This is a genomic window from Pleomorphovibrio marinus (assembly GCF_003347495.1).
GTDB lineage: Bacteria > Bacteroidota > Bacteroidia > Cytophagales > Cyclobacteriaceae > Pleomorphovibrio > Pleomorphovibrio marinus.
The window spans coordinates 189,272-212,304 of the sequence record NZ_QCXY01000007.1 but is presented as its reverse complement, the minus strand read 5'-3'; the positions used below and the strand labels follow the sequence as shown (position 1 = coordinate 212,304).

The 23,033-nt window shown below is 42.8% G+C and carries 15 protein-coding genes; 3 read left to right on the top strand and 12 right to left on the bottom strand.

The annotated features are described in order from the left end of the window. Positions 1 to 115 precede the first annotated feature (115 nt). The 3 genes from DB520_RS17475 to DB520_RS17465 form a co-directional block, all read right to left on the bottom strand. Complete coding sequence (locus DB520_RS17475; RefSeq protein ID WP_114751056.1) at positions 116 to 1,513, bottom strand: MATE family efflux transporter; 1,398 nt, start codon at positions 1,511 to 1,513, stop codon at positions 116 to 118. Positions 1,514 to 1,640: 127 nt separating this feature from the next. Further along, positions 1,641 to 2,714, bottom strand: coding sequence for an agmatinase family protein (locus DB520_RS17470; RefSeq protein ID WP_114751055.1), 1,074 nt, complete (start codon positions 2,712 to 2,714; stop codon positions 1,641 to 1,643). Positions 2,715 to 2,746: 32 nt separating this feature from the next. After that, positions 2,747 to 3,223, bottom strand: coding sequence for a SixA phosphatase family protein (locus DB520_RS17465; protein WP_114751054.1), 477 nt, complete (start codon positions 3,221 to 3,223; stop codon positions 2,747 to 2,749). Positions 3,224 to 3,370: 147 nt separating this feature from the next. Here DB520_RS17465 and topA point away from each other — a divergent pair, with 147 nt between their 5' ends. Further along, positions 3,371 to 5,695: a type I DNA topoisomerase gene (gene topA, locus DB520_RS17460; protein ID WP_114751053.1), complete on the top strand. Its 2,325-nt coding sequence runs from the start codon at positions 3,371 to 3,373 to the stop codon at positions 5,693 to 5,695. Positions 5,696 to 5,955: 260 nt separating this feature from the next. Here the strand turns inward: topA and DB520_RS17455 are convergent, their stop codons facing one another. The 4 genes from DB520_RS17455 to DB520_RS17440 form a co-directional block, all read right to left on the bottom strand. After that, positions 5,956 to 6,519, bottom strand: coding sequence for a hypothetical protein (locus tag DB520_RS17455; protein ID WP_114751052.1), 564 nt, complete (start codon positions 6,517 to 6,519; stop codon positions 5,956 to 5,958). A gap of 290 nt (positions 6,520 to 6,809) precedes the next feature. Next, positions 6,810 to 8,918 (bottom strand): polysaccharide lyase family 8 super-sandwich domain-containing protein, encoded by a 2,109-nt coding sequence (locus tag DB520_RS17450; RefSeq protein WP_114751051.1) that lies wholly within the window; start codon positions 8,916 to 8,918, stop codon positions 6,810 to 6,812. Between the two features lie 25 nt (positions 8,919 to 8,943). Next, positions 8,944 to 11,238 carry an alpha/beta hydrolase gene (locus DB520_RS17445; protein ID WP_114751050.1) on the bottom strand — a complete coding sequence of 765 codons (2,295 nt, stop codon included), beginning with the start codon at positions 11,236 to 11,238 and terminating at the stop codon, positions 8,944 to 8,946. Positions 11,239 to 11,264: 26 nt separating this feature from the next. Beyond that, positions 11,265 to 12,491 carry a sulfatase-like hydrolase/transferase gene (locus DB520_RS17440; RefSeq protein ID WP_262511326.1) on the bottom strand — a complete coding sequence of 409 codons (1,227 nt, stop codon included), beginning with the start codon at positions 12,489 to 12,491 and terminating at the stop codon, positions 11,265 to 11,267. 373 nt (positions 12,492 to 12,864) lie between these two features. Here DB520_RS17440 and DB520_RS17430 point away from each other — a divergent pair, with 373 nt between their 5' ends. Next, the gene (locus DB520_RS17430) at positions 12,865 to 13,533 is read left to right on the top strand and encodes a hypothetical protein (RefSeq protein WP_157972145.1); all 669 of its coding nucleotides are present in this window, start codon (positions 12,865 to 12,867) and stop codon (positions 13,531 to 13,533) included. An 872-nt stretch (positions 13,534 to 14,405) separates the two neighbouring features. Here the strand turns inward: DB520_RS17430 and DB520_RS17425 are convergent. Next, entirely contained in the window at positions 14,406 to 14,816 is a 411-nt protein-coding gene (locus tag DB520_RS17425) for a hypothetical protein (protein WP_114751047.1), read from the bottom strand. A 408-nt stretch (positions 14,817 to 15,224) separates the two neighbouring features. On the opposite strand from DB520_RS17425, the gene DB520_RS17420 reads away from it, so the two are divergent. Then, a complete protein-coding gene (locus tag DB520_RS17420; RefSeq protein WP_157972144.1) occupies positions 15,225 to 15,398 on the top strand; it encodes a hypothetical protein in 174 nt (57 codons plus the stop codon). Positions 15,399 to 15,564: 166 nt separating this feature from the next. Here DB520_RS17420 and DB520_RS17415 read toward each other — a convergent pair whose 3' ends face one another. The 4 genes from DB520_RS17415 to DB520_RS17400 all read right to left on the bottom strand — a co-directional run bounded on the left by DB520_RS17415 (position 15,565) and on the right by DB520_RS17400 (position 22,824). Continuing rightward, positions 15,565 to 16,989: a sulfatase family protein gene (locus DB520_RS17415; RefSeq protein ID WP_114751045.1), complete on the bottom strand. Its 1,425-nt coding sequence runs from the start codon at positions 16,987 to 16,989 to the stop codon at positions 15,565 to 15,567. 332 nt (positions 16,990 to 17,321) lie between these two features. Then, on the bottom strand, positions 17,322 to 18,557 hold the full coding sequence (locus DB520_RS17410; RefSeq protein ID WP_232835036.1) for an MFS transporter: 1,236 nt from the start codon (positions 18,555 to 18,557) through the stop codon (positions 17,322 to 17,324). Between the two features lie 543 nt (positions 18,558 to 19,100). After that, on the bottom strand, positions 19,101 to 19,718 hold the full coding sequence (locus DB520_RS17405; protein ID WP_114751043.1) for a hypothetical protein: 618 nt from the start codon (positions 19,716 to 19,718) through the stop codon (positions 19,101 to 19,103). 385 nt (positions 19,719 to 20,103) lie between these two features. After that, positions 20,104 to 22,824 (bottom strand): cation-transporting P-type ATPase, encoded by a 2,721-nt coding sequence (locus DB520_RS17400; RefSeq protein WP_114751042.1) that lies wholly within the window; start codon positions 22,822 to 22,824, stop codon positions 20,104 to 20,106. Positions 22,825 to 23,033: the final 209 nt, after the last annotated feature.

Sequence of the window (23,033 nt, the reverse complement as noted above, 5' to 3'; positions counted from 1 at the left end):
ACAAAACCACCCACCAATTTTCTTAAAAAACAAAGCTTAAAAACGATTATCACCTATTACAAATGTAGGATCTTGAGGGGGGATAAAAAATACCCCGATCGGGGTATTTTTTGGGTCAAACTGGTGTTTTTTTCCAATTTCCCTTGCGGAAAAACCAAAGAGCCACTAGAGCGTGTAAGGAATGGCAACAAGCAATCACCACAAAGATTCCGGTGGTTTCCATCCCCCAAGTCACCGCGAATAGATAGGCGAAGGGAATTTCAAGCAACCAAAAAATTGCCACATTGATATATGCCGGAGTCTTGGTGTCCCCGGCACCATTGAAAGCCTGTACCATTACCATGCCCACAGCGTAAAAAACATAACCCAGTACTGTGATCCTCAGCCCTTCACTGGCTACGACTGCCACCTCCTCCGAAGAAGCGAAAAGACTAACGATGTCATCTGCAAAAAACAAATAAAGTAAGGTGACGACAGCTAGGAAATAAAAGTTGTACTTTGCAGTAAGGTAGGCCGAAAGTTCTGCCCTAAAAAACTTGTCTGCTCCAAGGCTCTGCCCCACCAATGTAGCTGCGGCCGCAGCCAGTCCCCACGCCGGCATTAGACTGAATAGCAACACCCTGAAAGCTATGGTATACCCCGCCACTGCTGCACTGCCAAAAGTAGCTGCAATTCTGGTCAATACTATCCAAGCCGCGGAGTCCACGAGAAACTGGCCCATGCCTCCCATCGAGATACTGAAAATCTTTTTAAGGGTTTCCCACCTCACCTTAAGGTTACTTCTGGTAATGGTAAGTTTGTGTTTACCGTTGAAGAGGTGGTACAACTGGAAGACCACTCCTATGGATCTTCCCAGGGTCGTGGCCCAGGCTGCTCCTACTATACCCATTCCCGGTATTGAGCCTATACCGAAAATAAAAATGGGATCCAAAATAATATTTAATCCATTTGAAAGCCAAAGTGTCCGCATTGCCAAATGGGGAAGACCTGCACCACGGAAAATACCATTTATAAGAAACAAGAGCATAATGGCCATATTGCCCGCAAAGATAATCCGGGTATACCCTACTCCACTTTCTATAACTTCCGGTTCGGCACCCATTAACAGCAGCACATCCTCTGCCCATACTACCCCAGCCAGACCCATAAGTGCTGAGGACAAAAAACCCGCCAGTAATAGTTGAAAAGACACTGTTCCTGCCCTATGGTATTTTTTCTCCCCAAACCTTCTCGCCACCAAGGCCGTTCCTGCCATGCTGATGCCTACGCCTACGGAATAGATTATTGTGAGCACCGCCTCAGTAAGGCCCACTGTTGCGATGGCATGTTCCCCAAGACGAGCAACAAAAAATATATCCACCACCGCAAAAAGCGACTCCATCACCATCTCCAGAATCATTGGGACGGCTAAAAGGAAAATGCTCGTTTTTAGTGGAGTTTTCGTGTAATCCTGCTCCTGACCTCTAATAGCATCTTTAAACAAGGAAAAAAAATACCTGATTCTCTGTGCCATATTATAGAAAAAGGAATGGAGGTTGAAGATGTACAAAATTACGCTTTTCCCTTTTCCTACATTGGGGTGAAAGGTAAAAACTTAAAAAAATCTAACCGAGAAGCAATAATACCTTTTTAATTCGGTATCAACTCCAGTTCAATTTCCCCTGTGAAACACCCATATAGTTGGAAAGTTTATACAACAACCTCGCTCCCACATTGGCATCCCACTCATCAGGCTCCGGTCCTGGGCACACTTCTACCAAATCAAAACCAATGATCTCTCTGCCCGATTTTACCAATTCCTTCACCAAATAGGTCAATTCCCCAAATTGTAACCCACCTGGCACGGGAGTACCCGTATTGGGACAAAACTTAGGATCCAGTCCGTCAATATCCACGCTTAAATATACCTTTTGAGGCAAACTGCCAATAATTTCCTCGCAGCATTGCTTCCAGTTTGCTCCATCGTACATTTTCTCCTTCAACCATTGGTCCGTAAAGGCCTTCACTTTTCCCCCAGAGCGGATGATCTCATTTTCCTGGTCGCAGTAATCCCTGAGGCCAACGATTGTCATTTTTTCAACCTGAGGGATTTTCATCCAGTTAAGCGCTACTGATGCATGGGAAAATTCAAAATCTTCATAGGCTTTCCTGAGATCTGCATGTGCATCAATTTGAAGAATGCCAAAGGAAGGGTGCTTTGTTGCCATAGCTTGTACAAGCCCCAAAGGAGTGCTATGGTCTCCGCCCAACAATCCCAGCATTTTCCCATTTTCCAAATGCTCCAGTGCTTGGTCTTTCACCCATTGGTTCATTTCCCTGTTTGCCTGGTTAATGATATCTGGAACTGCACCAAAACGCTCTAAATCCCGAACGGGGGATCCTTTTTCCAACCAGTTGATATAGCTGCTGGCTAGCTTTCGGAATTTCCTGTTTTCTTCCTTCAGCCTTTCAGGAACCGGCAACATTGCCATACCCATCTTCCAGGCATCCTTTATGTCTTCCTGAAGCAAATCCACCTGTGAAGAAGCCTCGGAAATAGCCGCAGGAGCCTTGGCTGTTCCGGAAGAATAACTTACTGTCACTTCCCAGGGAACAGGTATAATAATTAGTTCAGCGGTATCTACATTAAACGGTAAGCCAAAAAACTTACCCTTTTCACTTACCGCATTCGGGTCAAATTGTAATAGTTGCTTCTCCTTTTCTATATTCGTCATAAATTTAATTGGTTAATTTTCCTCGGGGCTGCTTATTGAAAAACCTCTATTACCATTCCCGATTTTTTGGAAAGTTCCTTCCACTCCAATCCTTCAAATCTCAAATGCACCACCATTCCTGGGGAAAGCATCAAGGATAGATCACCACTTAAATACCCCACAAGCTGCGAGACACCCGGGTTATGCCCTACCAATAATACTCGCTCTAAAGATTCATCCAAACCATAAATCAACTGCAACAAAGTAGGGTGACTGGCTTGATAAATACTGGGTTTGGGTATGGCTTTACGGATTAGATCATAAGATTGGAGAATATCAAAGGTTTCTTTGCACCTAACAGCGTTGCTATAAAGCGCAAGATCAAACTCAAATTCCCTCGTTTTCAGTAAATGTGCTAACCTGGAAATTCTACCCCTTCCAGAACTCGTAAGTTTCCTTTCGAAATCATTTTCCTGACCATGAGATGTTTCTGCCATTCCGTGGCGTATGATACATAATTCTTTAACCATCACTAGTACTTCTTCTGGTTATTTAAAAGTAAAAAATTAAGAAATTATCATGCCAAAAAAATTGGGAGGCCTATATATTTGGACAAGAATATTAAGACATCTATTTTTAGGCCAAAATTAAAACAGCATAAACCACCCTTACATAGAATGCCAAAAAATCTAGTCATAGTCGAATCCCCTGCAAAAGCCAAGACCATAGAAGGTTATCTTGGAAAAGACTACAAAGTAACCTCCAGCTATGGACACGTCAGGGACTTGCCAAAAGGGGAAAACGCCATAGACATAAAAAACAAGTTTAAACCCACCTATGAGGTTTCTCCCGACAAGAAAGAGGTCATTAAACAGCTCAAAGCTATGGTGAAGGATGCAGAGATCGTATTCCTGGCGAGTGACGATGACCGTGAAGGAGAAGCGATTTCCTGGCATTTAAAGGAGGTTTTAAAACTAAAGGATGAAAATACCAAACGCATCGTTTTCCGGGAAATCACCAAATCAGCCATCATAAAGGCACTGGAAAACCCTAGGAATATTGACCTGGACTTGGTAAATGCCCAACAGGCAAGAAGAATTTTGGATAGGCTTGTGGGATTCGAATTGTCTCCGGTGCTTTGGAAAAAAATCAAAGCGGGTCTGTCGGCAGGAAGGGTCCAATCAGTAGCAGTAAGGTTTATCGTTGATAGGGAAAGGGAAATCGAGAAATTCAAGTCGGAGTCCTCTTACAAAATAACAGCCCTTTTTGATGTGAAGGGCAAGGTACTTCATGCGGAGTTGCCCAAAAAATTTGACACCAAAGAAGAGGCTGAGGCATTTTTGAAAGCTTGTTTAGCAGCAAGTTTTTCCATTAAATCCCTTGAGACCAAGCCTGCCAAAAAGACCCCTGCTCCCCCATTTACCACGTCTACTTTACAGCAGGAGGCCAGCCGCAAGCTTTATTTCTCGGTGGCACAAACGATGAGTGTTGCACAAAAGCTATATGAAGCGGGAAAAATCACCTATATGCGTACCGACAGCGTTAACCTCTCCAACGACGCCATGGAAGGAGCCCAACGCGAAATTCTTAGCGCCTATGGTAAAGAATACCACCAAAGCAGGAAGTTCTCCGCAAAGTCCGAAGGAGCGCAAGAAGCTCACGAGGCAATTCGGCCTACGGATTTTTCTGCACAAGATGCAGGTTCAGATCGGAACGAGAAAAGGTTATATGAACTGATTTGGAAAAGGGCAATAGCCTCTCAAATGGCCGATGCCCAACTTGAAAAAACAAATGTATCCATTGCAGTTTCCAATTCAGATTTAACTTTAAGTGCCAGTGGTGAAGTAATTAAATTCCAAGGTTTTTTGAAGGTATACTTAGAAAGCTCAGAGGATGAGGATGAGGAGGAAAACCCAACACAAAAGGGACTGCTCCCACCATTGGAAATTGGACAGGACTTACCATTAAGGGAGATGAAGGGCAGGCAGAGTTTTACCCGTCCACCCGCACGATACACCGAAGCTTCATTGGTAAAGAAACTGGAAGAAATGGGTATAGGAAGGCCTTCTACCTACGCCCCTACCATATCCACCATTCAGAAGCGAAATTACGTTATCAAGGAGTCAAGAGACGGCACTCCGCGGAAATATGTGGAAATGCTGATTGAAAATGGAAACTATGAGGAAGCCGAAAAGACCGAAATTACGGGATCGGACAAAAACAAGCTTTTCCCTACCAATATTGCAATGGTAGTTAATGACTTTTTGGTCGAACACTTCCCTAATGTCATCGACTTTTCATTCACTGCCAAAGTTGAAAAGGAGTTTGATGATATTGCCCACGGCCAACAGCCCTGGGATGAGATGATAGAGAACTTTTACAGTAAATTCCACAGTAAGGTGGAACTTACTGAGCAGATTAAGCGAACGGATGTCAATTCCTCCAAGGAACTAGGCACGGATCCCAAGACTGGAAAGAAAATAATCGCCAGGCTGGGGAAATTTGGCCCCTTAGTACAAATCGGGGAGCAAGAAGATGAGGAAAAACAGTTTGCCAGTCTCAAAAAAGGCCAGTTTATCGAAAGTATCACATTGGAGGATGCACTCGAACTCTTCAAGCTTCCTAGGGATGTAGGGCATTTTGAGGATAAGAAAATAGTGGCAGCCATTGGAAGATTTGGGCCTTATATTAGGCATGACGGTAAATTTGTCTCCCTGGGAAAGGAGTACGACCCCTTATCTGTAAACGAAGAAGAGGCCATTGCACTCATTAAGGAAAAACGGGAGGCCGATGCCAAGCGGCATATCAAGTCCTTTGACGAGGACGCGGATTTGGAGATACTAAACGGAAGATGGGGACCCTATATCAAATTTGGAAAAAAGAACTTCAAAATCCCCAAGGACAAAAACGCAGAGGACTTGACCTATTCGGAAACCATAGCTATCATTGAAAACCAACCCGCCCCGAAAAAAGGAAAGGGAGGAAAAAAGAAAAAAGCCTAAGGGGCTAATAGCAGCCCAACCATGTTCATCATTTTTTCCTTGTCAAGCGATATAATCGATTAGTAAGATGAAATCGAGCATGACGAGCACGTCACACACTGGGATGATTATCGTTGCGAGATTCCCCCGAAACAAGTTCGGGGCAGGCTATATGACAGCTGAAAAGAAATTATAAACATATGAAAGCTTAGCTCGCAGAACTGCACTAAGAATGGGAAGCAAAAAAGGTTGCTTCAATTGTTGAAGCAACCTTTTTTCTATTATTTTTTGATTTCCTTTATTATCTCCTTAGCCCCATCTACACTAGAGGTTAAGGCTGATTTTACGGTTTCTAAGCTTTCTCCACCTATGCTTTGGGCTGCCTCTAGTGCTGCAATCACAGCATCTTTGACCGCTCCAACGCTGTCACCGCCAACTTGTTTCACACCGTTTACAGCTCCTTTTACAGCCTCGACGGCAACTTCGCCTACGTCTTCCCCAAAGTCTTTAGCTGACTCAATGGCCTGTTTGACACTTCCTTGAACGGCATCTTTCTGACTCACACCGGAATCCATGGCACCTTGAATGGTTCCACTTACGATTCCACGCACTGCGTTCACTACAGATACACCAATATCTGACACACCTTGAATAGCTCCTGTAACGATTGATGCGGGAACTTGAAGTCCTTTAACTACAAGTTCTCCAGTACCTTTTAGGGTAGTTACTGTAACATTTTTTACAGAATTTACCAATACACTGCCTACATCCGCAGTTCCTTTTAAGGTAGCTTTCAATCCTCCTTTGATACCGTTTACGACATTAGAAATAATTGGAATTCCCATATAAATTTTGGTTTAAATGATTAATGACTAGTTACAATTAAATAAAAAAATTTGAGTTAAAAAAATTCTATACAAAGTATATAATATAAATAATAAATTATATTTTAAATTTTAAAATTTTAATCGATATAATTATAAATAATAATTATTTATTAAATAAAGCTTTTATTTTATGTAAAAATTAAAATAAAAGTAAACTATAGATCAATATTTTATCTATTATTATACTACTCTTGCCTCTTCTAAATCCTTAAAAAACTACCATTACCAAACCAGAAATTGATGCTTCGTCATTTGCAAACACGCACACTTTTTCCAGCTTCCTGCCCCCTGGGCATGTTTATCCTAAAAAACTCCTCATTTTTACCGATAGCTAATCCTAATTTTAATTCTTTCAAATTAGTGCTTGGATCACTGATCCATATATCCCCATTGGATCTATGGAATAGCAATATGCAAGGTGCGTTTACGGATAAGGAAATATCCCCTTGCACCTGAAAACTCCCCGGCTCATAAAATACTATACCAGTTAGGTTCAACTCAGTATGGTGAACTGCCTGTACTTTAGGGGTGTTGGATAGCAGGAGAATTGGGGAATCCCTTACATATTCCTCGGTTTGTGCTAATGTTTTTCCTGGCATCACGGTGTAGGCATATTTACCATCCTCGGGCATGACCCCATGGTCTACATACAAGGTAAATGTCTCCATTTGATATACTGTGTCAGCACCCAATCCAAAAACGGCATGTAGGTTTCCTGATTTTTCTTTGGCCTCTAGCTTCAACGCTGTTGAATGGTCGTGAATAACATAGGCCACACTGTCATGCCAAATCCACGAAGCTTGCTGAGGATTGCTTATACCTTTTACTTGCACCTTTCCATCCATGTAAACATGCCCAAAAAGCCGACTTTGATTAATTCCTGTGGTGACCCTATCACCGCCTCCTCCCGAAATATCAGCACCTAGAGCCACCCATTCATCGTCAAACCAAAACCATGCTTTTTTCCCCTTGGTAGCTTGGACTTGTAGCTCCATAGCCGAAACTCCATATTTCCCATCACTTACACCTCCCACAAAGGCCACCTCCTGGGTGAAATTGCCTTTTGAAACCGGAACCTCACTGGGATTCGTTACACCTGGCAGCTTGGCCCAGTCCCAAACTGGAAAAATATTTTCATATTCATCCCCCCTCCTGTAAATGTAGGTGAGCCCATAGGGTAAATAATAGCCCATCAAATTTTCAGAGTTCACATCCGTCTCCACTCCCACTGTTCGTTCTGAACACATCCTAAGCGAAGTGAAATACGCATCCCGGTGGTGGGCGGTATAGTCCGACCTCCAGAAATGGCGGTTTCCAGTAATGTCTTGGGGAAGCCGTTGAGCTATCCTCTCCCTGGAATCCCTTAAGTCCTCTTCATGTTTGGGATCTGCCGATATAAGATATGCCAGTTGAGGAACCAAAATATCGGCTCTCTGATTGAACCCGCTGGGCCTTCCTACTTGCCTTCCCCGTACGTTGTAATCCAATACTCCCTTCCTGATCATCCATCGGGTACCCTTCCAATAATAATTCCTCAGTAGGGCCAGGTGTACCTCTTCAAAAGCATACGAGGTCCCCTGCACCATTGCGGCCATCCATATGGATTCCCTCAGGAAATTACTACCATAGCTGCCATTATAGAGATAAGGGCCATGTTGATGAAAACTGTAATCTACCTGTACCCCCTCCCCTTCAGCCATCACTACCTGATCCGTTACCCCCTCTACACCCATCCTAACCCTTTCGGGATTATTCTCCAGAACTCCCCTGTAAAATACAGAAGTGGCAAGTAAAGTCCGGTTGGACCCTGTCATGCTTGGTTCCTCTGTCAGGTCATTTATCACCCTGTTCAGCAAGGTTTTGTCCAACTCATCCCTTACTAAAAGGCCTATTACGCCCAGGTACATTTGCTTTGCGATCCTGTTCTTATACCAATTGTCACAAACTGGATTTGTGCTATACCAAAAGGTCAAGGCCTTTTCTATCCCCCTCATGATTTCCTGTTTCTGATAAGCCTCTTGCTTTGGGTTAGCAAACGCATGTGCCATCACCAATATCCGGTTCAGGGCAATCAGAGGTTCCCATTCATTGTCCCGGTCTGCATAATCCACATCCTGCCAACTACCCTCTTCGCTCAAGGAGCCCAGGTACTCATCAGCCTCTTTAAAATTCGGGATCATGTATTGGGACACTCTTGGTACAAACCCTTTTTGATCCAAGGCATCTTGCAACAACCTTTGCCTGAGAAGGGCAATTTCTTCATCCTGCGCATAAGAAGGAAGGCAAAGAAAAGACAGTATTATCCAGCCCCCCATGAGATTGATGAAAAAAGGAAAATGTAGCTGAGCTATCCGCATATAAGTGTTTTATTTTATTTCTTCCTCAATAATGATATCTCTTGGTTCCATGTAGGCGTACATTATCCTTTACCTTATGTTCACCTTGATTTCCAAATTCATCCTCCGCGCGAATAAAAAGTTCATATTCCCCGAAAGTAGACACCTCAACTCTTACACTAAAAACCCCGTCTCCCTTTATTCTATCCGCATCCTTTCCATTATCTTTCATTTCCAGTTCCATAGTTTGGCCATTTTTGTCTAAGGGTATCAATTTTGCCTTTACTTGTTTAATTTCCCCCCCGTCATAAAGACTAGCCTTAATTATATTCCTATCCCCCTTTACCCATGCCACCTGTGGTGCTGTGGAATCATCTCCTTCAATAGTAAGGTTAACAACCCCGCTATAAATCGGATGATCTGGATAGTCGGCTCCCCAATAGGTGCCTACAAATGCAAGATCTTCGGAAAAATTCATCTTACTAAGTATTAAGGGTTCAGTAAACTTAAAGGAGCCTCCAACATGGTCAAAGGAACCCCAATAATCTGAATGACGGGTAGAGCCACCCCAAATATCCACCCTATTATCGGAAGTATGCAGATGCAGGGGCCTCCAATTATCCCTGTCCTTGGCTAACATGACTATGGACTCACCCGGATTTGCAATGCCGTCCCCATTGCCTATACCCAAAGTTCCAGTTGTTACTTGATTGCCTTTTGTAAGATAGGTGACTTCCTTACCATCTGCTATCATGGTGGGTTTTGGCAACTCACTGTCGGTATAAATGGGCATTGGGATGGTATAATTCCATTCCTGTCCCTCCCGGTCCTCCATGTGCAATTCTAAGGTTTCAAAAGTGCTTCCTTCCTCTTGGCTTTCCCATTCAAAGGTTCCGCTTAAAACCCTTTGTTGACCAGAGCCAAGGCTCTCCAGCTCTACATGGGATTGCCTTATACGTAGCTTTGGATTCCGGGACTGAAGGAGCAGCTTTATTCCCTCAGCCTGTAGGTTTCCCTTGTTGAGTAGAGATAGGCGGAAGGTGTGAACACGTTGATTTACAGCCCATTTGTGGTTATCCACTGTTGCATTCAACAAGGTCAGTTCAGAGCGCCGTTCAGCAGCATCCGTTATAAATATTTCCCTTAGGCCACCATCCAGTTCAATACTAATTCTACCGTTAATTCCTGCAGTGATTTCCTGTATATCGGGCAAAGGTTTGTCCTCGGCAAGGTTAAAAACTTGTATTAGGTAAGGATGTCCCTCTTTGTAAACTGGGGCTGTATGTATCTTAAGATGCACAAATGGCATGGTTTCCCCATTGGGCAAAAAGCTTTTCACACTGCTCCTGAAACCATTTTTACTTACATTTTCCAAACTAGTAAAACCCGGTAAATCCCTGTCCGAATACACTGCATATCCCCTAACCTCGAAGTTGGGATAAACATCGATATGATGCCAAATGGGAGTAGAAGGAAGGGGGTTCTTGAAATGATTGGAGAAAAAGGCAAACATGTCAGCTTTACCGCAAACCTCATGGGAAGCCCCATACTCCTTCCAGGAATAGTGTTGCATGGCCTTGTCCCAAACAGCGTTTACATCCTTATGATAGGCTCTGATAAAGTCCTGGTCTCCGTAATGGTGTCTAACACGGGTGTTTTCGAAATTCCCATACATATTGGCATGAAAATACTCCACCGGGAAATCCCTGGGACCAATCACAAACTCAGGAGAAGCACAAAATGCACCTACCGCTGAGAATAAGTGAGGATACTTTCCCCCTAGCCAAAGGGACATAAACCCACCCATAGAAAAACCAGAAACTGCCCTGTCCTCCCGGATTGGGGAAGTTTTGAAATGAGTGTCCACATATTTTACTAGTTCGGGTATATACAAGGGGAATTGCCTAAAAGTCTCCACAGGACCGATATTGTAGGGTCGCAGGTAGTATGGGGCATCTTGATCTGCATTGTAACCATCGGATTTTATAATCACCAGGTTGTGTTTGGCAGCCAGGAGGGAAAGGCTATCATCCAAGCTGATGGCATCATCCTCTTTAGGCTCGCGGGTCAGGCTTCCAAAATACCGCTCCGACCAGCCATGCATAAAATACACGACCGGATAGCGGGTTTCTTCACTGCTTTCATAGGAAGGGGGCAAGATGACCCTGAAATTTCTCGACTCCCCAAATGCTTCAGAATAATAGATATGGTCAGAAATGGATCCCCTATCTTGAGCAGAAGCCTGTAGGGGACTTAAACCTCCCAAGAGGCAAAAAAGGAGGACCCAATTTCCAATCAGGGCCGGAAAGTTCCTTTTAAGCAAAAACTGAAATGTGGTCATATTATGTAGTGAGGTTAAAGGAGTTATCACGGATTACCTGGTTTTTCTGCCAATATGCTCTCAAATTTCTCATAAACCTGCATCAACTCCTTGCTCAGTTTTTCCTTGGGAAGGGGGAGCTCTTCCAGTACGTCCTCTTGGATGTCGAAAAATCTCCCATCACCGTAGAGTTTGAACCGTTGGTCCCTGACAAACACCCCATTTTCAAACTTTCCCCATTTGGGCTGATAGTACATATAAATATATTCTTTTGGCCTATCGGGATTACCCAAGATCTGTGGCAAAAAACTCATCCCATCGGTTTGGTAAGTTTCATTTAAGGGAATTCCCGCAGCCTCTGCCAAAGTAGGTAGGAAATCACTAAAATCCACTAAGGTGTTGGATATATCTCCCTTTCTGGCTTTATTCGGCCAATAGGCAATCAAGGGAACCCGGGTTCCGCCATCTGTCATATTCCCCTTATCCCCCTTGATCACATTTCCGTCCCTCATTGGCGAATAGATGCTGACATGGGTGCCGTTATCGCCGGTAAACAAAATGAGGGTGTTTTCGGAGAGATTATTTTCCTCCAATTTCTGTAATATCCTTCCAATGATAAAATCGGTATAGGCCACCATGTCCTTAAAGTAGCTGGTATCCGCTTCATATCTCTTCGAAGGATCCTGCCAATCCTCGCTTTTTGGGGTTGGCACAAAGGGGTCATGCACCAGGTTCATGGGGTAATAGACAAAAAATGGTTCCTCCTTTTTCCGGTCTATAAAATCCAATACAAAATCGGAAATAACCCTTGAGCCATATTGATTTTCATCCCTTGGTAAGACCTCCCCATTTTGCACCAAGAGTGGATTGGCATAGCGTTCTCCTTCAGCCCTGGTTAGGTCCAATTGCCACAGGCAATATTCGTCAAAACCAAAATGGTGGGGTCGGTTCCTGTCCTCCCATCCCTCTATCTTCTGGCCGGAAATTCCATTGAGCTGCCATTTTCCTGCCACACAGGTGGCGTAACCCGCATCCTTAAGTAAGTTTCCAAAGGTTTTTTCTTTAGGGCTCAGATACCCAAAAGCTTGGTAATTCCTGAAATTATGTTTCCCAGTCATTATTTTAACCCGGGAAGGGGTACAAAGGGGTTGGGAATAACAATGCTCGAATCTGACCCCATTTTTTGCCATCTGGTCCAGATTTGGAGTTTGGTAAACGCTACTACCGTATGCGCCAAGACATTCAAACCCCATATCATCCGCCATGATTAAAATAATGTTTGGAGGTGGGTTTTGAATGGAATTAGGTAAAAAGCTTGAAGCAAAAAGAAGATGAATAAATATAAAAACCAGGTTCATATTGGGCATATCGTTGATGACACTTGAAAAATTACAAGTTATTCATTAATCAAACAAACAAAGTGGCCAATTCCTTAGGCAGGTAGTTTCAGAAATTTGTAATCAATCAATAAATTATAAGATTTAAAGCAATATATCAATGGTAGGGAAATGATTATCAAGGGCTTTCCTCCCCCCGATGAAAAAACAATTATAAACACATGAATCTGCAAGGAGGTAAGAATTCCTACCTTTGCATGCATGTATCCTCGCTGATGAGCAGGAAATTTGGCATTATTCATCCAAATCCATGAGACTCCTATTAATATTTTTAAGTTTATCCACACTACAATCCGCATGTGTTTCGCAAAAAGCCTACACTTCGGCAACTCCATTATCCCAAGTTAAGGACATACATATGTTTGAGCCATTGGCATTTATTTCCCTAATTGAAAAAGGCAATCAAATGGCTCATAGCGATAGTTTATCCAACTACTTTTCCCAACGCTGGTCACTCATTGCAGCTAATATCCCAGACCTTCCTGTTGAGGGTTTGGTGAAGATTCCAGGGTTTGTGGAGACAGAAGTGCTTAAAACTGAAATTGATCAACTCTTTTTCTGGGCTGAGGAAGCCGGGGGAAGGAACCTCAACCCTTTGGAACTGCCACCTAACCTGGTTGCTACCATGGATCATCATAACCAAAGGTTTTATATGTTGACTCTCAGCAGTGGGTTTACCCGAAGGGAAGGAAATTATACAGGTCAATTGGTAAAGGGAGTGGCACTGACTTTTCTTACTATGGGTATTTACTCCCCAATGCCATTAAAGGCAAATTCAGCTGTGCAGGTGATGATTTTGGACAACCAACTGGGAGAAATCACCTTTTACAAAAACAGCTTTAACCCAGAGGGTGAACCCTTGGAGAACAAAACCCTTTTAAAGCATGCCAAGTTTTTGTTCAAAGGCTATTTTTGGTAGTTTTATATTCCTCTTCCATAGAATAAATTTGGAGAAAAAAAATTGTAGGGCAGGAAAAGGACTTGCCCTGGAATAATACCATCTGCATTAAATAGACTTTCTTCTCTTTTCCAACTACTTAAAATTATTACTAAATACAACCCCTAGAAGCCTTATTGGCTTAAAAAGGATAGGAAGGAAACCTCAACCCCACGTGAAAACGCTAGGACGGAGGGATTTCAGTTTTGACAATCATGTTTCCACACTGATTGGCAGGAGGGTTCGCGTTCACATCTAAAAACCTTTGCAAAAAAAATAGATGAATCGTATAGAAAAGGAAACCAACTACCCCTACTGCTTCCGAGGTGGAGGAAATAAGACATTTACAAACAACTTTTTATATAATTTGAATAATAAAAAATGCGTTTTGATTTAAAACACCTTTATCATTTCATTTACAACAGCCTACATTTAGTTTATCTCAATCCTTTTATTTCATCTGTTTATAATTTGTTTTTCAGTGGTCAGATGAAATGCCCAGATTAATCATCCCCCTGTGTGAGAATACTTTCTCATGGGCATTTCATATGATTATAATTTGTTTTTTAAAGGCCATATGGAATCTCGCAATCTTAATCATCCCTCCGTGCGTCGCTTGCGTCATGCTCGATTTCATATGATTATAATTTGTTTTTTAAAGGCCATATAGCCTGCCCCTGCCTGCCCCGAACTCGCTTCGGGGAACTTGTTACGGGGGAATCTCGCAATCTATAATCGTCCTAGTGTGTAACGTGCTCGTCATGCCTGACTGCCGTACCGGTAGGCTCGATTTTACAAATCCTAAATTACCTAAATGGACTAAAACACCCCTCTATCTCATTCGGTAAATAGCATCAAGGAGCCTCAATTTTGATGGTATGGCAAGGGGTATTTAACATTAGATCGCCTCCAAAAGACAAGGACCCACATTCCACTGTATAAGAATAACTCCCATAGGATCGGTTCATAAAGCTCATGGAGGGCATTTCCGAACATTCTGGGACACCGTCAAATATGCGGTCTCCCCTCAGCCTCCCTTGAACCTCATTGTTCCCGGAACCATAAAAAGTAATTTGAATCTCGTTGCAGGGCATTGGTTCATTGATATAGAATGTAATGTTCCCATTTCCTTCCAATGGCCCCTGACCTTCATCGTCCTCCCTACAAGAAAATATCAAAATGGAAACGAAAAGTAATCCTAACAGAAATCGGCTTTGGTAATGCATGGCTTTTTTAACTACATCTGAAGCAGAAGGATTTATCATCAAGTTTTGGAATAAATTCTAAGAAAAAAATTCCAGGACAGGAAACGAACCTGCCCTGGAAAAATACCATCTGTAATAAATAAGCTGTCCTCTTTTTCCATCTACGGATGAAATCGAGCCTGTCTGGACGGTAGTCAGGCATGATAAGTACGTCAAAAGGGGGATGCCCCGGATAGTTACGGGGAGATGCGAGATTCTCCTAAAACAAGTTCCCCGAAACCAGTTCGGGGCAGGCTACCTGCCTGACGGTTTACCTGCCGAAGGCATGGAAATCAGGTCTGATCGCTGAAAAAACCATAATTAACACATAAAAATTATGCCTAAATTATATCCGGGTTTACACGAAGAAATGGCAATTATAAAGGTCAGATAGCGAAGGGGGTGGGAATAGGCATCCTTACCCTAGGTATGTATGCACCTATTCCTATAAAGGCAAATTCCTCAGCAAGAGTCATGATTTTGGACAACTACCGAGGTGAAATTGCCTATTACCACAGCAACTTATTTCCGGAATGGGTACCCTTGGAAGAAAGAATACTTCAAAAGCACATCCAGATTCTCTTTAAAGGCTATTATTGGTAAGGTGATGAATTAGGAGCCATGAATTTTGGGTCTATAAATTCGATGCCATATTATTACTCCTAAGACACCAACACCTTAATTATCACTTTCCACTTCCCAAAGCCAAGAAGCAGATCTGCCTGCTTTGGGAAGATGTGTAGAAAAAACATAAACTTGGGAACATTTATCATTCCCCTATCCTCTTTTCCAAATTGCTGGGGACTTTTTCCACAGTACCTTTATGTGCCTCCACCATTTCCTTGATTTCCGAAATGATTTCGGGATAATCCTCCGCCAGGTCAAATCTTTCGGAGGGGTCATGCTGCACTTGGTATAGCTTTTCCTTTTCCAGTTCCCTCATTCGCTCCGGATATCCATCTGGGTTGTTTTCGAAGAAGTGCACTTTGTAATTACCTTTCCTGGCACCAAAAATCCGGGTACTGTGGTAATAAATCAATTCCTCTCGGGGGGACTTGTCCCCATAAATCAAAGACTGGGAAAGGTCATAGCCATCATATTCCCTATCATCCGGTAGCGTGCCTCCTGAGAGGTTTACCAAAGTGGGTAAAAGGTCCAATGTAGCACCCATATCTGTAACAAGACCAGGGCTGATGGTACCTGGCCACCAGAAAACCCCAGGCTCCCTCACCCCTCCTTCATAACTGGTTCCTTTGGCACCATGAAACAGTCCCGAACTTCCCCCGTGGTCATCAAAAATCACCCAAGGGCCGTTGTCCGAGGTGAAAACCACCAATGTGTTTTCGTCCAGTCCTGATTCCCTAAGGTAATCCAAAATCTGCCCTACCCCCCAGTCTATTTCCTCAATGACATCCCCATATAGACCCCTGTCGCTCACCCCAGTAAAATCCTCGCTTACAAAAAGAGGCACATGAGGCAGGTTATGGGCCAAGTACACAAAGAATGGCTCCTCTGCATGGTCGTTCATAAAGGAGATGGCTTCCTGTGTATATCTATTAGTGATGGTACGTTGATCTGCGGGTCTTTCAATAATTTCCTCATTCCTCATCAAGGGAACATTGAAATAATCTATCTTGGCATTCCAAAACGCCTCTTGCCTGTCAATGTCATTTACCCTATCCATATCATTAGAATAAGGTATGCCGAAATAATAATCGAAGCCATGACTGGTAGGTAGATATTGGGGAAGATGACCCAGGTGCCATTTGCCAATGGCCGCTGTGGCATAGCCTTGCTCCTTCAGCAACTTGGCTATGGTGTTTTCTGTGGCAGGCAAGCCTCCGTCCGAGTCGGGAAACAACACCCTGCGTTTATCCGAACACATGCCATTCCGGATCGGATACCTCCCGGTAAGCAGGGCAGCCCTGGAAGGTGTACAGACGTTGGCCGCAGAGTAAAAGTTGGTCCATTTTTGGCCTTCGGAAACCATTCGGTCTAAATGTGGGGTCTTGATACTGGGGTGACCATAGGAGGACAGATCCCCATACCCCATATCATCGGCAAAAATAATAACAAAATTAGGGCTCCTTTGCGCAGAACCTTCCTCCTTCTCCGTTTCGGGTTCACAGGAGGTAAGTAAAAACAAACTGGTACAAATGAAAAGACAGTAGAAAATCAACAATAATTTGTTCATGAAGATATGGGTTTATGAGCAGAAATTCAGGGACCAACCAAGCCTTTAAAACTAAAGATAATTTTGGTTAATTGAAAATCCTCCAAAGCAAAATAGGGAGGAACCTTATAAATAACACAGTATTGGATTGGGAAAGGAATTTATGGGGATAGGTTTTTTTGACTAGGTAAAAAGGATTAAAAAAGAGAACTTGATTTACCAAACGAAAATAGAAATCTAGCAACCTACGCCATTTTTGTGAATATAAAAGCCTCTATTGAAGGAGGTTAAAAGTGGTTTTTGAAAGTATAAAATAGGCCTATGGTTACCAAAAAGGCCTACACTATATATTCTTATTTCTTTCCCATTAGGGAACCAAAACTCAGGATGTGCCAAAAATCGAATCTTCTGTCTCTCTGCTTGAATTTGTACTTCATCCTGGCATAGGTATAAGTGGGTATTACCCTGAAAGACTGGGCAATTACCAGTAGTAACAAGCCCAGGGAAGCTAGGAAAATAACATCGTAACTTATGGAGGCATCCACTAAAACCCCAAATACCGCGGGTCCTATTGCGGAACTAAGCACCATCAAAGAAGCGAAAACACTTCGTACCTTACCAATATTTTTGGTGCCAAACAACTCCACTTGAATAGCGGACATTATTGCATTCCCAGCCCCGGATGACGCCCCCATCAAAATCATATATGGGAAAATCGCCCATTTTGCATCTACCAGCCACACCGCCATCACACCCAGAAAAAAGGGAATGAGATAGAAAGGAAAAAAACGCCTAGCAGAATATCTGTCAATCAAGGGCCCAGCCACAATAATGGCTAAGGAACCTGCCACCGCATAGAAGGTAAGTCCCAAGGCCATTCGCTGAAGGGACCAATCCTTAAAATCAGCTATGGCAAACTGGTAGAAAAACAAGGCGGTAACCACGAAGGAAAAGATAAACAAATTTGGAGCGAGGAGCAAAAACTGAGGGGATTTGATGATGTCCCATTGTGAATTTTCTGCGGCTTTTCTCCCACCTGTTGAAGGGCTACTCTCATAAATTACCAACTTGCCCTCATCGATGAAAAAATACAGATAAAGAGGAACCATTACCGCTACCAAGGCACCCGTTACCAGTAGGGATTCTCTCCATCCCACCCATTCTATAATTCCCACTAAGGAAATCGGAAGCAGGGCCTGCCCCAAGGGATGGCCTAAGGAGGCCAAACTGATGGCTTTGCCCCTTCCCTTCTCGAAATACCTGGACATGGCCGTGATACCTATATGGCTAAACAGACCCTGACCAGCAATCCTTAACCCAAAAAACGCAAAGGGAAGAATAAACCATAAAGTATTGACACTCATCAATACCATGGATATGACAAACACCAAGGTGGCCCAAAGTGTGTAAGGCTTCAGGGCAGTTCTGTCAATGAGCTTACCCACGGAGGGCAACAAAAATGCACTGCCAATGGTGGCAAGCATATAATACACACTCACCTGTGCATTGGAAAGGGAATAGTCGGCTATGATATAGGGAATATAAAGTGCCAAAAGGTAAGTTTGGCCATAACCCGATAAGCAATTCATTAAGAGTCCAAAAGTGAGCAACCTGCTATTGGACTTGACAAATGAGAGGTAATGCATCAATAACCTTATCTGAGGGAACAGGGAAAAACATCGGAAACCCAAACTACACGAAGAATAAGATTCCGACAGCTTGTTTTTGAAAAGGCAAAACTAAGCAATTTGCTGTGGAATTTACTTGTATTGATTACTCCACTTATTTCTTTTCTTAAAAAATTTCAAATTAGTTATCAGTAGTAACAATTTTCTAAAAGCCTTTTTATTGGTTTCTTATCCCCAGTTCAAATTTTACTTTTTTTAGATTAATGAATATGCTGTGGAAACTGGTCGGCTGGATTAATATCCTCGAAAAAATTAGGGCCATTTTCTATTAACCCAATGCTTGAATTAGACCAGGCAAAAAATTGTGGTCTTCATCCTAGAACTTGCTGACCAAGGGAAATTAGGAATTTACAAGAGGCATTTCCTCACAAACGGCCTTCCAACATTGCGATTCCTAAAAAAATACGGGTAAAAAAACATATTGAATACTACCCCAAGCATGGATTATAGTTTCCAAATCCGAAGGATATCGTATTTGGCATAGAATAAAATGGGTGTGAGGTTAGCTTCACTGAAGACCACTGTTCTGCTGGTTTCTTCACTGATTTCCTCAAAGGTGGGTGTGGTCACCGGGCTGAGCCATCGAAGGCCAAAGGTGAAGTTTCTTCTAACTAAACCCGCCTCAATGCCTACTAAAAAGTTGTTTTTCGTGACATTTCGGGTTTCATTGGTTCTCACCCTTTGCACTACATGACTCAGGCCAGCTCCAGCCCCTACAAATGCATATTTATTGGGATCTTGGATGGCAAATTTGTATTTACTAAAAAACATGAAATTGGTCAAATTGGCCTGCCTTTCGTCATAAATATCGAAATGGTCTAAGGATACTATCGGTGAGGGGTCAGAAAACCCCATCTGCCCAGTGGTAAGAAAGTCCAAGCTAAAATCAAAACGATGATTGGATTGGTATTTCAGTGAAGAGGTGAATAGAATTTTTGCAGGACCTATTTCACCATAATTAAAAGTCGTACCCAAACCGAGTCCTGCATCCAGGTTAACCTGTTGTGCTTGGGAAACGAAAGAGAGGAGCAGGAAAACAGACACTAGAAGGTTGAATTTCATTTTCTAAAGGTTATAATAAAAGAAAATTTTAAAAGGTCTAACAAAAATGCCTCACTATAAAATTACGAGACTAATGCGACAATGTTTGAAAAATTTAGGTAAAAAATGCGGCAGGAGTTTATTGGGAGAAGAATTGTAGGAGCCAGTAATAAGAGTTATACCCTCTACCCTTGAATTTTTCTGTGAAGATAAATTTGGGGAAAAGGGAAACTCATTATACTAGGCATGTTATCGGCACATTAAAACTTGGGCATGCCGAATATCAACCCATCCTGGTACAGGTTGCTCATTACTTGTCCATAGAGTATTTTCAATAGGAAATTATACCCAGAAATTGCCAATCAGGACGTTGGTTTTCGTGATACGAAGTAAGCAATGAAATTTTCTATATTATTCTTTTTTTTGAAAATTTAATTCGAAGAAATTTTTCCAGTTCTACAATAAAGAACACACACAAACCTGCGGCAAATAGTAACAACCAGATACGCAACGGAAATGGAGCCGTGCCAAAAAGTTGATTCGCTATGGGAAGGTAGGTGAACACTGCCTGCAATACCAATAGAACGCCAACCAAAAAAAATGATATTTTGTTGTCAAAAATCCTTAGGGAAATACTTGATTCATACATTTTTCTGCTACTGAACAGGTAAAAGGTGTGAGCTATCACCAACATATTAACTGCGACAGTTCGGGACTGCTCCAGATTAAGTGTTTCCCCTAGGCCGCCTCTTTGAGCAAGCAGGAATGCGGCAAAAGAAACACTTCCACTGATAAAAGAAACAAACAGCACCCTCCAAAAAAAACTTGGCCCTATTATAGGTTCATCCTGTTTTCGGGGTTTCCGCTTCATGACTAACCGTTCCATCGGTTCCACCGTTAAACAAAGCGCAAGCGTTACTGCGGAGACCATATTGACCCATAGAATCTGTAATGGACTAATGGGCAGGGTGATACCAAAAAGAATGGCGGCACTAATAATTGAGGCCTCAGCGCCATTAGCAGGCAAAAGGAAAAGTATCGTTTTCTTTATATTGTCATAGATGGTTCTCCCCTCCTCAATCGCATGAACGATAGTGGCAAAATTATCATCTGTAAGCACCATTTCCGCAGCCTCTTTGGTGACCTCCGTCCCCTTGATTCCCATGGCTATACCAATATCGGCTGTTTTCAACGCAGGAGCATCGTTGACCCCATCACCGGTCATTGCACAGAGCATGCCTTGAGCCTGCAGCACCTGTACAAGCCGGAGTTTGTGCTCGGGATTTGTTCGTGCAAACACATTATGGGTTTTAACTGCTTCTCCAAGTGTCTTCTCGTCCATTTCCTCAATCTGTGAGCCGGTTAAGGCACCATTTATCACTTCCAACCCAAGCTTTTGGGCTATCGCATCCGCGGTAGCTGCATGGTCACCAGTTATCATAATAACCCTTATACCAGCTTCTTTACATTCCTGTATGGCTTCCATTACTTCAGGCCGAGGAGGATCGATTATGCCTATAAGCCCTAAAAGTACCAAATCACCGGATATATCATCGTGTTCGATAGTTTCAGTATCAGCTGAAACATCCAACTTTGCACATGCGATAACCCTGTTTCCCTCTCCAGCAATATCTTCCATTGCTTTTTGCCAAAATTTTACATCGATTTCCTTCTCTCCTTTTTCGGTCAGTTGCCGAGAACATTTTTCTATTATCCGCTCCGGAGCCCCTTTAATAAAAACCGTTCTACCACTTTCCGTGTCGTTCAAGGTGGCCATATATTTGTGTTCGGATTCAAAAGGAATACTATCCAGCCTGTTAGGTTTATAATCTTTCAGTCCACCTTTAAGCGCAAAAACGGTGAGCGCACCTTCAGTGGGTGTACCCTGAAGTTCCCATTCGCCAGAGGTTCCTTTTTCCACAGAGGAATCGTTGCATGCGCGCGCGCAACGAAGCAGGGATAACAGTATAGGATGTTCGCTTATATCAACAGAAACCCCTTCATTCGTTAAAATACGTCCTGAAGGTTCATACCCTGTACCTTCAACAGAATAGTTTCCAGAAGCGATAACTACCGACTGCACAGTCATTTCATTTCGGGTAAGTGTACCGGTTTTATCTGAACATATTACTTTTACGGAACCAAGCGTTTCCACGGAAGGGAGTTTTCGGATAATGGCGTTTCGCTGCGCCATACGCTGTACACCAAGAGCCAAAGTTGTGGTTAGAATTGCAGGAAGGCCCTCTGGTATTGACGCTACAATAATGCTTATGGAGACAATGAACATTTCCTCGGCACTACTACCTTGAACAAGCAAACCAAAAGCAAAAAAACCACCTGCCGCAATTATGATTGCAAAAGATATGATTTTCCCAAAATTATCCATTGAGCGTAACAGCGGAGTGGTTTTTTCAGCAACATCAGTCATCATTTTGTTGATGCGCCCGATCTCTGTTTTCTCTCCTGTAGCAGTGACAATGCCTGTTGCCTCCCCATAGGATACGGTGGTTCCTGCAAACACCATATTCTTTTGGTCACCCAGAACCGCTTTTGAAACTAATGTTTCCGAGTGTTTCTCAACACCTTCTGATTCACCTGTCAGTGCTGATTCTTCAACTCGCAGATTTTTTACTGAAACCAATCTTGTGTCTGCGGGGACCCGGTCGCCGGATTTAAGAAACACTAAATCCCCTGGAATTACTTCCTCTGCTTCAATGGTCATCCGTTTTCCTTCACGGATAACCACGGTTACCTGCGAGAGCATCCTTTTAATTCCATCTAGGGCTTTTTCAGCTTTCCCCTCCTGGATAAAACTTACAAGTACGTTTATAATAACTACTGCAAAGATAACTGCCGCTTCTACCCAATCGCCAAAAAATGCAGCTACAACTGCGGCAACAATTAGTAGGTAAATTAGAACATTATGGAACTGGGAAAAGAAACGAACTAGCACACCTTTTCGACCGGGAGAAGGCAGTTTATTTCGACCATGCTGATTGAGACGTTGAAGAGCTTCCTTCTGATTCAAGCCATCTTTGATATTGGAATTAAAGAATTCCGCAACATCATCGATAGAGTCCGTATAGAATTGTCTGTCATTATACCTAGCTTCCTTATTGTTCTTCATTGTATATCCTTCAATTCTTTACGGTTTGTTATTTACAACATCCACAAGCCAGCGTTAATCAAATGCAATCTAAGCAAAAATCACCGCTGCTTAAATTGAACTGATTACCATTTAAAAAGCTTTCACCCAAGTCTGGAGATTATGGGACAAGTCCCCAAATCCCTATTTTAATGGCCGAATAGTGGCATAGATCTCAGCCAACTCTCCGG

What these genes read in the sequence shown, in the direction of transcription:
- DB520_RS17420 (WP_157972144.1), top strand. Translation starts at nt 15,225, where the DNA reads ATGTATGCACCTATTCCTATAAAGGCAAATTCCTCAGCAAGAGTCATG.
- DB520_RS17465 (WP_114751054.1), bottom strand. Translation starts at nt 3,223, where the DNA reads ATGGTTAAAGAATTATGTATCATACGCCACGGAATGGCAGAAACATCT.
- topA (WP_114751053.1), top strand. Translation starts at nt 3,371, where the DNA reads ATGCCAAAAAATCTAGTCATAGTCGAATCCCCTGCAAAAGCCAAGACC.
- DB520_RS17445 (WP_114751050.1), bottom strand. Translation starts at nt 11,238, where the DNA reads ATGACCACATTTCAGTTTTTGCTTAAAAGGAACTTTCCGGCCCTGATT.
- DB520_RS17400 (WP_114751042.1), bottom strand. Translation starts at nt 22,824, where the DNA reads ATGAAGAACAATAAGGAAGCTAGGTATAATGACAGACAATTCTATACG.
- DB520_RS17425 (WP_114751047.1), bottom strand. Translation starts at nt 14,816, where the DNA reads ATGATAAATCCTTCTGCTTCAGATGTAGTTAAAAAAGCCATGCATTAC.
- DB520_RS17410 (WP_232835036.1), bottom strand. Translation starts at nt 18,557, where the DNA reads ATGAATTGCTTATCGGGTTATGGCCAAACTTACCTTTTGGCACTTTAT.
- DB520_RS17450 (WP_114751051.1), bottom strand. Translation starts at nt 8,918, where the DNA reads ATGCGGATAGCTCAGCTACATTTTCCTTTTTTCATCAATCTCATGGGG.
- DB520_RS17455 (WP_114751052.1), bottom strand. Translation starts at nt 6,519, where the DNA reads ATGGGAATTCCAATTATTTCTAATGTCGTAAACGGTATCAAAGGAGGA.
- DB520_RS17415 (WP_114751045.1), bottom strand. Translation starts at nt 16,989, where the DNA reads ATGAACAAATTATTGTTGATTTTCTACTGTCTTTTCATTTGTACCAGT.
- DB520_RS17470 (WP_114751055.1), bottom strand. Translation starts at nt 2,714, where the DNA reads ATGACGAATATAGAAAAGGAGAAGCAACTATTACAATTTGACCCGAAT.
- DB520_RS17475 (WP_114751056.1), bottom strand. Translation starts at nt 1,513, where the DNA reads ATGGCACAGAGAATCAGGTATTTTTTTTCCTTGTTTAAAGATGCTATT.
- DB520_RS17405 (WP_114751043.1), bottom strand. Translation starts at nt 19,718, where the DNA reads ATGAAATTCAACCTTCTAGTGTCTGTTTTCCTGCTCCTCTCTTTCGTT.
- DB520_RS17430 (WP_157972145.1), top strand. Translation starts at nt 12,865, where the DNA reads ATGAGACTCCTATTAATATTTTTAAGTTTATCCACACTACAATCCGCA.